This is a genomic window from Bacillus sp. UNC41MFS5 (assembly GCF_000686805.1).
On record NZ_KK366017.1, the window covers coordinates 1,037,813 to 1,050,778 of the forward strand.

A 12,966-nucleotide genomic window follows, 5' to 3' on the forward strand; every position below is an offset into this window, starting at 1 on the left:
AAGGTGAAAAAAGTGACGACTATTTTAGCGAAACGAGGAACAGAGCTCCGCTGTAAGGGATGGAGACAAGAAGCACTTTTACGAATGCTCGAGAACGTACTCGAAAATGGGGAAAACCCTAATGAACTGATTGTTTACGCTTCATTAGGAAAGGCGGCAAGAAACTGGCCTTCTTTTCATGCGATTGTTCGTACATTGAAGACATTAGAGGAAGACGAAACCCTAGTCATTCAATCTGGTAAACCGATAGGGATATTCAAAACACATCGCCAGGCTCCCTTGGTGGTCATGGCCAACTGTAATTTAGTAGGAAAATGGGCCACAAGTGAAAACTTCTATCAGCTCCAGGAAAAAGGGTTAATTATCTGGGGCGGATTAACAGCAGCGGCTTGGCAATACATCGGTTCTCAGGGTGTGATCCAAGGAACCTATGAAATCTTTCAAAGTATTGCACGGCTTCATTTCGGAGGAGATTTAAGCGGCCGGTTTATCTTAACCGCAGGATTGGGGGGAATGGGCGGTGCCCAGCCATTAGCAGGAAAAATGGCCAATGCTGCTATTCTATGTGTAGAAGTATCTGAGGAAAGAATTGATAGAAGAGTTGCTTCCGGTTATCTGGAAAGAAAAACGAAGAATTTAAATGAAGCATTAAACTGGATTCAACAAGCGGTTGAAAATAAGGAGAGCTTGTCTGTTGGTCTTCTGGGGAATGCGGCGGATGTTTATCCGGAGCTTTTAAGAAGAGACATCATACCTGATATTGTAACGGATCAAACGTCAGCGCATGACCTTTTATATGGATACGTTCCAAGTAACTACACTTCGGAACAATTAGCTAAAGCCAGAGAAACCCGTTCTGAAAAGCTTCAAGAGGATGCAGGGATCTCCATCGTAAAAGAAGTGAAAGCCATGCTTGGCTTTAAAGAAAAAGGGGCCATCGTATTTGATAATGGCAATAATATTCGAACCCAGGCAAAACAATTTGGAGTAGAAAATGCCTTTGATATTGATATTTTTACAGAAGCCTTTCTGCGTCCGCTTTTTGCGAGAGCAATCGGCCCTTTCCGTTGGATTGCCCTTAGCGGTGATGTAGAAGATATTCGAAAGATTGATCAATATTTAATAGAAGAATTTAGTGACAACGAAATTGTAACCAATTGGATAAGGCTAGCCAATCAGTATATTCCAGTGGAAGGTCTCCCAGCGAGGATTGGATGGTTAGGTCATGAGGATCGAACCAAACTGGCCCTTGCGGTTAATCGTTTAGTGAGAGAGGGGAAATTGTCTGGGCCTATTGCGTTCTCGCGGGATCATTTGGATGCAGGTGCTATGGCCCATCCTAATATCATGACAGAACGAATGAAGGATGGAAGTGATGCCATCTCTGACTGGCCATTACTAAATGCGATGTTGAATTGCTCATCCATGGCTGATTTAGTCGCGATACACTCGGGAGGAGGCGGTTATACAGGTTTTATGACTAGTGCAGGAGTAACGATTGTGGCGGATGGTTCGAAGGAGACGGATATTCGAATTCAGACACTTCTGCAAAATGATACTGGTTTAGGAGTTTTACGTTATGCGGATGCAGGTTATGAAGAATCATTTGATGAAATATCCAAAAAGGGTATCAATCGAGTGAATACAAATGAGGAGGAGAACATTCATGCGTGAATTAACGAAAGATGATGTGCTAGCAGCTGTTAAGGGAGGATCCGTATTTGCAAGCGGCGGCGGCGGTTGGGTGGATCATGGTTTAGAAATCGGAGGCGCAGCTTTAGCTGTTGGAAAACCAAAGCTGGTTTCAGTGGATGAGCTCCCGGATGATGCGATCATTTTGACTTGTACTGCGATAGGGGCACCAGCAGGAAGAGATTGGCAAATGTTAGGGAAAGATTATATAAAAGCGGTCCAACTGATTATTGAAAAATATAAAGGGAAAATTGTCGGTGTGATGACTCCACAAAACGGGATGTCAAGTACCATTAACGGATGGCTGCCAGCTGCTGCTCTTGGCCTAGTAGTGGTAGATGCTACCGGTGATATTAGAGCACATCCTACAGGAAAAATGGGTTCTTTAGGCCTTTCTTCTAATATTGAGTACGAAACCATACAGGCTGTGGCAGGCGGCAAACCAGAGATTGGCAGCTATTTGGAACTCGTAGTCAAAGGAACGGTAGCAAGGACATCCAATATCTTGCGTACGGCCTCCGATATGGCTGGCGGATTTATTGCCGCTGCAAGACATCCCCTTCCTGCTAAATATATAAAAGAACATGCAGCCATTGGAGGCATATCGATTGCCATTGATTTAGGCAGAGCCATTATTGAGGCAGAGCCTTTTGGACCGGCACATGTATTAGAGACCATTACTGAAAAAACAGGCGGTAGGATTATTGGTAAGGGAAAGGTAAGTAAAAAAGATGTCCATTATTCCGGTGCCTTTGATATTGGTACGATTGAGGTAGAAGGTGTAGATAATACCTTCATTCTCCATGTAATGAATGAATATATGGCCGTTGAGGATCGCAACGGAAAACGATATAGTACATTTCCTGATGTCATTACAACCTTTTCCATCGAAACAGGTCAGCCTGTCAGCGTTGGCAATTTAGAAGAAGGGGCAGAAATCGCTGTATTTGCGATTGATAAATCTAAGATTCCTCTAAGTTCTAGCGTGAAAGACCCATCAGTTTATCCAGAAGTAGAGGAAGTATTAGGCATCGAACTCTTTAAATATGCCTTCAAAGAAAAGAAAGAAATCAATGTGTGATTTAACCACTGCGGTCAAGGTCAGTACGGCTCAAAAGGATCAGAGCTCAGCATTGATACTGGATGGCCATCATCTTACAATTAAAGATTTTTTTTCTGTTGTATTTGAAAAAAGAAGAGTTGAAATAAAAGAGGAAGTAACACAAAGAATTCGTGAATCTAGGCAATTAATCTATGAACTTGCAAGCAGGGATGTCCCGATTTATGGATTTAATCGGGGGGTAGGCTGGAACAAGGATAAAGTCATTGGACCAGCCTCCTTTGAACAATATAATCGTAATCTACTTCTCTCTCATTCTGCTGGTGTAAAACCAATGGCAGAAGAGGTGGAAATCCGCGCGGTTATGCTTGCGAGGCTGAACAGTTTACTGTTAGGCTGCACGGGTGTTCAACCTGAGATTGTCTTGAGATATGTAGATTTTCTCAACTTAGGTATCCATCCGGTGCTGCCATTAAAAGGGTCGGTAGGTGCTGCAGACATTTCGACTATTTCCCATATTGGTCTCGCCATGATTGGTGAAGGGGAGGTCGAAGTGAATGGAGTACGCTTGCCAGCGGCCAATGCTCTTCAAAATGAAGGGTTAGCGCCGCTTAAACTCGGACCAAAGGATGGCCTCGCCATCGTAAGTTCCAATGCGTTATCAGCCGGGACAGGCGCTATTGCATTATTGGATTTTAAGAGAGTGATAGAATTGGCCGATATGGTTTATGCGTTATCGTTAGAGGCCATTCGGGGGAATATTAGTCCGCTCGATGAGGCGGTACATCGAGTACGTCCCTTTCCAGGACAATTAGGAAGTCTAAAAAATATCAGAAAGATACTTGAAGGCAGTGATTTGTGGACCAGCTATAATAAAGAATCGCTGCAAGATCCGCTAAGTTTTCGAGATGCTTGCCAAATTCATGGTGCGGCTCGGGATGCTTACCATTATTGTAAAGAGCAGCTGGAACTACATATAAATAGTTCCGATGACAATCCATGTGTGCTCGTAGAGGAAAAGCGAATTGTTTCTTGTGCCAATTTTGATCCTCTCTCCTGGGTTCTTGGTTTTGAAATGGCTGGAAATGCTTTACATCATATTTCAAAAAGTTCCTGTTACCGGACGATTAAATTAGGAAATCCTTCTTTTACTGGTCTGTCCCGTTTTTTAACACCCAATGCCCAGGAGTCGATTGGATTCTGTACCTTGCAGAAAACAATTACGGCCTTGGATGCGGAGATTCGTCATTTATCAAATCCCGCTTCAGCCGATTACTATTCACTTGCAGGGGATATAGAGGATCATGGAACCAATGCACCATTTGTTGTTTCAAAAACAAGAGACATCTTGGATAAACTCTTTGCTATCTTAGGAATTGAAGCCATTCATGCAGCTCAAGCCATCGATCTTCGCGGTTCCATACAGTTAGGAAAGGGCACAAAAGCAGCCTATCAGGCGATACGTTCAGTGGTTCCATTTTATTCAGAGGACCGAAATTTAACGGTCGATATTGAGAAAATTTACACGCTCTTTAAAAACGGGAAATTCCTAGAAAAATTAAAACGAAATAATGGGAGTGAGGCTAATGGTACATCATGACCCCCAATGGTCATTGAGAGATGGCCATCATGAAGGATGGCAAATCAGAGCTGAAAAGAGTCCAAAATGGATTCGAGTGAAATTTGGGAGTGAATTCATTGCTGACAGTAAACGTGTCGTTACTGTGACGGAAACGGGAAAACTGCCAGTCTATTATTTTCCCTTAGCAGATATTCGGCACAAGCAGTTGATAAAATCTGATAAACGAACGGTTGACCCAAACAAGGGAGAAGCCATTTATTGGCATATAAAAGCAGGCGATAAAGTGATTGAAAACGCCGCTTGGAGTTTTCCCAATCCTCCAGAGAAAAGCTCCGTGATTAGTGATCTTATATGCTTTGTATGGAATAAGGCAGACGCATGGTACGAAGAAGAGGAAGAAGTATTTGTCCATGCAAGGGATCCGTACTCAAGATTTGATGCCATTCCAAGTACCCGGCATGTCCAAGTCATAATCGACGGTGAGATTGTTGCGGACAGCAAGCGGCCTGTTATTCTATACGAGACAGGATTGACACCTAGGTATTATTTGCCGACAGAAGATATAAAACTGGATTTATTAATTCCGACCCAAACACAAACTCAGTGCCCATATAAGGGATTTGCAAAGTATTGGTCAGTTTTCATTAATGGAAAGGAATATAAGGATGTTGTCTGGAGCTATAATGAACCACTCCCAGAGGTGCATGAAATAAAAGGATTGCTAAGCTTTTATAATGAAGCAGTGGATACATTTTTAATTGACGGAGAAGAATGGTCCTTAAACACAAAAGATCGACTGCCTTATAAAAAAGTGGTGGAAAGTTCATTGAAGTGAATGGTTAATAAATAATTATGTATCGAAAAATTGTAGAAGATATTTTCGACAGTTTCTTACATGGAATCATACTAAAACTCAACCTGTTTTTTATACTTGAAAATCTCAGTTGATTTATAGGATTAATATGTTTTATAATATAAACAATTAAGTGGAAAATTAAGTAAAAGCTGACTGGTCTTCTGGAGGCTCTTTATTTAGGATGAATGATCATCCTAAATAGGGAGCCTCTATATTTTAAATGGTATCCATGGAAATAAATCAAAAAAAGGAGGCTCTGTTTAAAGTGAATTTAGTTATAACATGGGATAAAATAGTGAAAGGGGAATTTTCATGAACGCTGGAGAGGTAAAAATGTGGATAAATGATTATTTAGATTTGTACCTGTATGCAAAAAGTATGAATGATGTTTTGTGGCAACAAGAAATCATAGAAAAACTCCAACATTCCCAATATGATATCATAAAAGAGGCAACATCCATTGATGCTAAAAATCTTTTGGAAAAATATGAACAAAATTAATTAAGAAAATTATTATTAATTAGAAGTTATGGGTTATCATTTCCACTGGCAAGTTGTTGAATATAAATTAAACTTGGAAAAAATTTAATTCATCGAACCATATTGTTGTAAAAACTGCATTTGTGAATATCTAAGCCATAAGATCGTCTTTTGACTCCCTCATACTATAAATACCCCTTATAAGCTGCGTAAGTTGTAATCTATTTGTTATAAGTTTACCCATCCAACATTTAAACTAAATTTCCGGTTTTTGATTTCGTAATTGTGTTTATGAAGTCGCTGAATTTTTAAACGAAAAGGAACGATACCGCTATAGCTGCATCGTTCCTTTTTGAGATTTATCTTTGGAAGTTCAAACGGTGAGGATCACAAAGTTCTGTTTTGTAGTAATATTTAAGAAGACTGGTATGTTAAGAAAGATGAGGAAAAGAAGAGGTTGTCCGTGGAGACCCTTAAATAATTTAATTTTTATTTATAGAAAAGATATGACCTTCCGTATGTCGGATAGGTCTATACGCATATAACCAAACATCCAATATGTCTATCTTGCTTTTCTAAAGGTTCTATATTCCTCTTCAAGTTCACTTAAAGTCAACTCAAAAAGGTGTTTGTCATTAATTTTATAAGCCCGCAAGGATATCAACTTATCTATTAATAATTTTTTTTTCATCTCCACAGCCTCCCTAAGCATATTCTTCATTCCGAAACACCTCCGAATATCCTCTAGTTAATTTTTTAAAATTTTATATGATTAGTTAGGATTATAAAATCCTCATCTTCCTTTGGTAACTAGCAAATTTTTCAATAAACAAACAGCATTGTTTAGCAATAAATTCTTTTTCATTATCCATAGAAGCCACGTGATAAGAGTTATAAAGTGGAATGTTTTCTTTGAAGTCAGATTGAATCCGAGTCATGATATAATCTGTGTTTTCTGGGGGAACGACATGGTCTTCCACTGACTGAAAGGCCAACAAAGGACACTTAACATTCGGTAGTTTTTTGCGTGTTTCATCCATTAATGACAACAACTGTTGTATGGATTTGATAGGTGCTTTCTCATATGCAATCTCATATACGACTGCTGCCTTAATATCCGGAGATCCTTCATCAATAAAGCGAGGTTCCTGCTTCACTCTATACTCCTCCATTACAGGAATAGTGGTCATCGCAGCATTGATCAACACGGCCCCTTGGATGTCGGAATATTTACTAGCAAGATTTAGTGTTAGAGTACCACCCATGGATTGGCCTATAATGAAGATATCACTGCACTGTTGGCGTAGGAAATGATATCCATCTTCAAGACTTTGAATCCAATCTTGGAAGTTGCATCTTTCCATATCTTCATAATGAGTGCCATGTCCTTTTAATCTTGGTCCGTAGACCGTATAACCTTGAGAAGCAATATACTCTCCTAAAAAACGAATACTTTGGGGTGTCCCAACAAATCCGTGGGAAATCAAGATACCGATATCATTACCCTTAAAGAAAAATGGTTCTGCTCCTCGTAAAATGGGATATCTCTCTAACATTTAAAATCTCCTTTCCCTCTGTTTATTTAATTTTAATAAAAAAGGCACCTTTCTCAATAGAGTTAGGTGCCTTTGGTGGACCAATCAGCCATACGATTCATAAAGTTTAAATTAATCATAAACCAATTATTCCGATGAGTCAAGTTGGATATTTGTGATGTTTTGCAAAAAAATTTAAAAAATCAATTGACAACTGGTGCATAAGAATATAAAGTTTAATCATGGTTTTAAAACCAAGTAAACAAGTTGGTTAAGTTGGTAAATTTGTTTTTGTTGAATATATATAAACCTAGTATCTTATAAAAATACTTATTTCTAACTTGACTAATTGAAAATGTATAGATAAAATATGGGTAAATTTTCCAATAATTAAAATTTGGTAAAGAAAATACATAATATGCTGATCGGACTACCGAAGGCTCCTTTTCTCTAATTTATGAGATCAGGGGCCTTTTTTATTCCCTTAATTCCGATTAAATAAATAGGTTTAATGTATTTAATTTTTCAATTTTTCTTATCAGTCCACTGAAAGGAAGTGATTCGTGTGTGTGTTTAAAAAATATTTCAGAATCTACCAAAATAATAGAAAAAATGGAGGAGTCATACGTGATTAAAAAAAATAAAAATCAATGGTGGTTGGCATTCATCTTACTTTTGTCCTTTTTGGTAAGTGGATGCAGTTCTTCCACCTCAGGTGAAAGCAAAGAAACTGCTTCAAATAGTAAGGAATCAAAGGTCATTAATATTGGTTATCAAAAATTCGGTACCTTAAACATCTTAAAGGCAAAAGGAACCTTGGATAAAGATTTAAAATCTCTTGGATATACGGTGAAATGGACCGAGTTTCCTGGAGGCCCTCAGTTGCTTGAGGCATTAAATGTAGGTAGTTTAGATTTTGGTCATACAGGAGAAGCGCCGCCCATTTTTGCTCAAGCCGCAGGTGCCCCGCTCGTTTATTTTGCCAATGCAACCGCAAATCCAAAAGGAGAAGCGATTTTAGTACCTAAAAATTCATCAATTAAAACGTTGAAAGACTTAAAAGGAAAGAAAATCGCATTAAATAAAGGTTCAAATGTACATTTCCTCCTAGTCAAAGCATTAGAAAAAGCCGGTATTCCATACAGTGATATTCAAACCGTCTTCTTGGCTCCTGCAGATGCGCGGGCAGCTTTTGAAAAAGGAGATGTAGATGCCTGGGTGATTTGGGATCCCTTCTTAGCAGATGCCCAGCTGGCTACGGATGCAAGGATCTTATCAGATGGAACAGGGATAGTAAACAACCGCGAATTTTTCTTAGCCACCAATCAATTTGCAAAGGACAATCCTAAAGTATTAGACGTCATATATAAAGAACTGGAAAAGACAGATAAATGGGTTGAAGAGAATCCAAAAGAAGCAGCCAAATTCCTTGCACCTCAAATTGGAATGAGTGTAGATACATTAGAATTAACACTCAATCGAAGAACATTTGGATTAGAAAAAGTAAGTGACCAAACAGCAAAGGATCAACAACAAATCGCTGATGCATTTTACAAGCTTAAATTAATTCCAGAAGATATTGAGGTACAAGAAGCACTTTTAAAAACTAATAATTAGAAAAGGGGACTTAAAAAATGAACGTATTCTGGTTTATTCCAACACATGGTGATTCAAGATATTTAGGAGTTACAACAGGAGGCAGAGCTGTTACCTTGCCTTACTTAAAACAGGTGGCACAAGCAGTTGATGAGTTAGGTTTTACTGGGGCTTTACTTCCAACAGGAAGATCTTGCGAAGATTCATGGGTGGTAGCATCAAGTTTAATATCCGTTACCTCACGAATGAAATTTCTAGTCGCCGTGAGGCCCGGTCTAAGTTCTCCATCTCAAGCCGCAAGAATGGCTGCTACGTTTGATCGCTTATCAAATGGCCGGCTATTAATCAATGTGGTAACCGGCGGGGATCCTGTAGAACTTGCGGGAGATGGTCTTCATTTAAACCATACCGAACGTTATGAATTAACGGATGAATTTCTGACAATTTGGAGGGATTTATTAGAAAAAGGAGAGTCCAATTTTTCTGGAAACTACCTAAATATAGATAATGGAAAGCTGTTATATCCACCTGTTCAACAACCTTATCCGCCTCTCTATTTCGGAGGATCTTCTGAAATTGGGCAAGAAATAGCTGTTAAGCATGTCGATTACTACTTAACATGGGGAGAACCGCCTGCGAAAGTGGCAGAAAAAATAAACGAGGTAAAAAAATTAGCGGAAAAGCAAGGAAGGACCGTTCGTTTTGGTATCCGATTGCATGTCATTGTGAGAGAAACAGAGCAGGAAGCCTGGGCGGCAGCGAATGATTTGATTAAATATGTAGATGATGATTTAATTGCTTCTTCGCAAAAGATCTTTTCACGGTTTGATTCGGTTGGACAGCAAAGAATGTCGGAATTACACAATGGAAGTAAGGACCATTTAGAAATAAGTCCGAATTTATGGGCAGGAGTTGGCCTTGTTCGAGGAGGGGCGGGGACAGCTTTAGTAGGAGATCCTGAAACGGTAGCACAAAGAATGAAGGAATATGCTGAACTTGGAATCGAAACCTTTATCCTATCAGGATACCCACACTTGGAAGAAGCGTACCGTGTATCTGAATTATTATTCCCGCATCTTCCATTAGAAAAGGCTGCTTCTCAATCGGGTTCAACGAATATCATCAGTCCATTTGGAGAAATTGTTGCAAACAACGAATTGCCGAAAGTCTTAAAGTGAAGGGGGAATGAACATGAATAAAAAACAGATTGTTCCGTGGATTGTCCCCATTTTATTACTTGCCTCCTGGCAGCTATCAAGCCAATTGGGGTTATTATCTTCACGTGTGCTGCCAAACCCTGTCGATGTATTCAAGTCAGCGGTTGAGCTAGCCCGTTCTGGTCAGCTTTTTGATTACATTGGTGCAAGTAGTAAAAGGGCGATCATCGGGTTTTTGATCGGTGGGGGAATCGGATTTGGTTTAGGTCTGTTGAACGGCCTGTCTAGAATTTCAGAAAGTCTGTTGGACAGTTCCTTACAAATGATTCGGAATATTCCGCATCTTGCGTTGATTCCCATTGTGATTTTATGGTTCGGAATCGAAGAAGAGGCAAAGCTTTTTCTAGTCGCACTAGGTACTTTTTTTCCAATTTACTTAAACACCTTTCACGGAATCCGTTCGATCGACAAAGCCCTTATCGAAATGGGAAATGTTTATGGTCTTAAAGGGTTTTCGTTATTCTGGAACATTATTTTGCCCGGTGCTCTTCCTTCTATCTTAGTTGGGGTTCGTTATGCAATCGGTATTACCTGGGTCACCCTTATTGTCGCTGAAACCATTGCATCGAATTCAGGTATAGGCTATATGGCCATGAACGCTAGAGAATTTATGAGGCTGGATATCGTCGTATTAAGTATTATTCTTTATGCACTTCTTGGAAAATTGTCTGACCTTTTAGCGAAAATAGCTGAGAAGAGATTTTTACAATGGAATCCGTCTTATCGAAAATAGGGAGGAGGGTAATTAATGACTGAAAAAAAAGAACGTCAAACAATAGTAGAAATTTTTAACCTACAAAAATCATACGGCAAACATAAAGTACTCCGAAACATTAATCTAAAGGTTCAAAAAGGAGAATTTATTGCGATTGTAGGAAAAAGCGGATGTGGTAAAAGTACATTATTACGCTTACTTGCTGGATTAGAGACGGCTAGTGATGGAGAGATCTATACTGATGGTGAACATTTAGAGGGTAGAAATCAATTAGCAAAAATCATGTTTCAGGATGGCAGACTCCTCCCGTGGAAAAGAGTGGTCCAAAACGTCGGTCTGGGATTAAAAACAGACTGGCGGCAGCGTGCCGAGAAGGTATTGGAACAAGTCGGATTAGCTGACCGCGGAAATGATTGGCCATCTGTATTATCAGGAGGACAACGCCAGAGAGTCGCACTTGCAAGAGCATTAGTTCATGAGCCAGAAATACTTTTATTAGATGAACCACTTGGGGCATTGGACGCACTGACACGGATCGAAATGCACCAGCTTATTGAAGATTTATGGCTTGATAAGAAGTTTACGGCCGTGTTGGTGACGCATGATGTAGAAGAAGCGGTAGCTCTCGCTAATAGAGTTATTTTAATTGAAGATGGGGAAATTGTAATGAACCATCCTATTAAACTACCCTATCCAAGACAGAGAGAACATCCATTATTTGCACCAACTGTGAGTCATATATTGAACCGAATATTGAAAAAGGATAGAATGTCAACTAGTGATTTAAGGCTTACGAAAATTGAGTAGCAGGTTTCATTTGATTTAAAAACCTAGTATTCAAATGGGAATTAAGGATTTTAATATTAGAGATGTGAGAGGATCACGAAATGGCAGTACTTGATAAAGAACAAATTGAAAATATTATAGTCATGCTAAAAAACTTAGAGTATGGTTCTTTGGTCATAACCATCCATGCTGGATACATTACACAAATGGATCGTACAGAAAAAAATAGATTTGCAACGCAAAAATCCGTCAATAAATAAAAAGTCATCTACAAATGAACATCAAATAAAACATTGAAGGATTTTCAGGAGGAGATAATAAATGTCAGAAGGAGTGAAGGGGTCTTTAAAACAAAATGAATACCTAAACTTACCTGATTTACAGTTTTTCAATTGGTGTAATCAACAATACAGAATAAACAGGGGCGTATATAACACCATCGATCAATGGTTTTATGCTTATGGATTCAAGGAAATTCTGCCACGTCGAATCTATCTTTTATCATTTTTAAGATTTGTTTTGGATAAAAAACTACAGTCTGACCAACAAAAATTTGTTCGGTTTGGAAATGGGGGACTGATCAAACAGATTTCAGAATTTTTAACGATAATAGATAAAGAAAGTGAAAAGCCTAGTTTATTTTTATATGAAACATATAAAAGTTTGTGAATATATAGAGTTTCCACTTAAGAAAGGAAGTTTAATTGATGAGTAAAATTACCATTATTTCTGGAAGTCCTTCTGAACAAACAAGATTAACCGGGGTGTTGGCTGAAGTTGTAAGGCATTTAGAAGGGGTGGATATCATTCCAGACATCATCCATGTTCGTACTCTTCCTGCCCAGGATTTAATTGAAGCGAAATTTAATAGTGAAGAAATTGTTAGAGCCAATAAAAAGGTCGAGGCTTCATCAATAATTGTCATTCTGACACCTGTTTATAAAGCTTCTTTTACTGGAGTTTTAAAAACCTATCTTGATCTCTTACCGCAAAATGGTCTTGAAGGTAAGACTGTTTTACCAATTGCTATTGGAGGAACCTTTGGACATCTATTAATGATTGATTATGCATTGAAGCCGGTGCTAGCTGCTCTGGGAGCAACTAATATTTTAAAGGGAGCTTTTATTTTGGATAGTCAAATAAAAAAAATAGAAAATAATCAATATAAAATTGATGATGAAGCTAAAAATCGATTAGAAGCTTCCTTGAATATCTTAAAAAACTCAATATCTCCGGATAAGGATTTAACCAGTTCAATAGTTTAGAAAAGTTTATGAACAAATGTACGTAAGCTAGCGGGGCGGGTTTGAAAAGGATACAGTTTCCATATACTGTATCCTTTTTATTATAATTAAACATCTCATAGCATTGTTCTTTTGCATCCACTCATTATATTAAAAAAATTTCATTTACCAACCAGATCACAACTAGTTTATAATTAAAGGAT

The 12,966-nt window shown here is 38.6% G+C and carries 14 protein-coding genes; 12 read left to right on the forward strand and 2 right to left on the reverse strand.

The genetic code is table 11. From position 1 onward, the window contains the following. Nucleotides 1-3: 3 nt before the first annotated feature. The 5 genes from BR30_RS0121360 (at nucleotide 4) to BR30_RS0121385 (ending at nucleotide 5,691) form a co-directional block, all read left to right on the forward strand. A complete protein-coding gene (locus BR30_RS0121360) occupies nucleotides 4-1,674 on the forward strand; it encodes a urocanate hydratase (RefSeq protein WP_197032380.1) in 1,671 nt (556 codons plus the stop codon). Then, nucleotides 1,667-2,773: a DUF917 domain-containing protein gene (locus BR30_RS0121365; RefSeq protein ID WP_026566770.1), complete on the forward strand. Its 1,107-nt coding sequence runs from the start codon at nucleotides 1,667-1,669 to the stop codon at nucleotides 2,771-2,773. Before BR30_RS0121360 ends, BR30_RS0121365 begins: the two co-directional genes overlap by 8 nt. Continuing rightward, a complete protein-coding gene (locus tag BR30_RS0121370) occupies nucleotides 2,739-4,352 on the forward strand; it encodes an HAL/PAL/TAL family ammonia-lyase (RefSeq protein WP_231507761.1) in 1,614 nt (537 codons plus the stop codon). Before BR30_RS0121365 ends, BR30_RS0121370 begins: the two co-directional genes overlap by 35 nt. Continuing rightward, complete coding sequence (locus BR30_RS34205; RefSeq protein WP_051633715.1) at nucleotides 4,339-5,169, forward strand: DUF427 domain-containing protein; 831 nt, start codon at nucleotides 4,339-4,341, stop codon at nucleotides 5,167-5,169. The genes BR30_RS0121370 and BR30_RS34205 overlap by 14 nt, the downstream gene beginning before the upstream one ends. A gap of 333 nt (nucleotides 5,170-5,502) precedes the next feature. Beyond that, nucleotides 5,503-5,691 (forward strand): hypothetical protein, encoded by a 189-nt coding sequence (locus tag BR30_RS0121385; protein ID WP_026566772.1) that lies wholly within the window; start codon nucleotides 5,503-5,505, stop codon nucleotides 5,689-5,691. Nucleotides 5,692-6,232: 541 nt separating this feature from the next. Here BR30_RS0121385 and fbpA read toward each other — a convergent pair. Further along, the gene (gene fbpA / locus BR30_RS36125) at nucleotides 6,233-6,361 is read right to left on the reverse strand and encodes a Fur-regulated basic protein FbpA (protein WP_442852985.1); all 129 of its coding nucleotides are present in this window, start codon (nucleotides 6,359-6,361) and stop codon (nucleotides 6,233-6,235) included. 91 nt (nucleotides 6,362-6,452) lie between these two features. Next, nucleotides 6,453-7,226 (reverse strand): alpha/beta hydrolase, encoded by a 774-nt coding sequence (locus BR30_RS0121395; protein WP_026566773.1) that lies wholly within the window; start codon nucleotides 7,224-7,226, stop codon nucleotides 6,453-6,455. A 606-nt stretch (nucleotides 7,227-7,832) separates the two neighbouring features. Between BR30_RS0121395 and BR30_RS0121400 the strand changes: the two genes are divergently transcribed. The 7 genes from BR30_RS0121400 (at nucleotide 7,833) to ssuE (ending at nucleotide 12,784) form a co-directional block, all read left to right on the forward strand. Continuing rightward, nucleotides 7,833-8,822, forward strand: coding sequence for a sulfonate ABC transporter substrate-binding protein (locus BR30_RS0121400; RefSeq protein ID WP_035445778.1), 990 nt, complete (start codon nucleotides 7,833-7,835; stop codon nucleotides 8,820-8,822). Between the two features lie 17 nt (nucleotides 8,823-8,839). Continuing rightward, nucleotides 8,840-9,979 (forward strand): FMNH2-dependent alkanesulfonate monooxygenase, encoded by a 1,140-nt coding sequence (ssuD, locus tag BR30_RS0121405; RefSeq protein WP_026566775.1) that lies wholly within the window; start codon nucleotides 8,840-8,842, stop codon nucleotides 9,977-9,979. A 13-nt stretch (nucleotides 9,980-9,992) separates the two neighbouring features. After that, entirely contained in the window at nucleotides 9,993-10,751 is a 759-nt protein-coding gene (gene ssuC, locus BR30_RS0121410; RefSeq protein WP_026566776.1) for an aliphatic sulfonate ABC transporter permease SsuC, read from the forward strand. 15 nt (nucleotides 10,752-10,766) lie between these two features. After that, entirely contained in the window at nucleotides 10,767-11,540 is a 774-nt protein-coding gene (locus BR30_RS0121415; protein ID WP_026566777.1) for an ATP-binding cassette domain-containing protein, read from the forward strand. Between the two features lie 80 nt (nucleotides 11,541-11,620). Then, complete coding sequence (locus BR30_RS36130) at nucleotides 11,621-11,779, forward strand: YezD family protein (RefSeq protein ID WP_081825529.1); 159 nt, start codon at nucleotides 11,621-11,623, stop codon at nucleotides 11,777-11,779. Between the two features lie 61 nt (nucleotides 11,780-11,840). Beyond that, the gene (locus tag BR30_RS34210) at nucleotides 11,841-12,188 is read left to right on the forward strand and encodes a hypothetical protein (protein ID WP_051633716.1); all 348 of its coding nucleotides are present in this window, start codon (nucleotides 11,841-11,843) and stop codon (nucleotides 12,186-12,188) included. A 38-nt stretch (nucleotides 12,189-12,226) separates the two neighbouring features. Continuing rightward, nucleotides 12,227-12,784 carry an NADPH-dependent FMN reductase gene (ssuE, locus tag BR30_RS34215; RefSeq protein WP_035445779.1) on the forward strand — a complete coding sequence of 186 codons (558 nt, stop codon included), beginning with the start codon at nucleotides 12,227-12,229 and terminating at the stop codon, nucleotides 12,782-12,784. The last annotated feature ends 182 nt before the right edge of the window (nucleotides 12,785-12,966 follow it).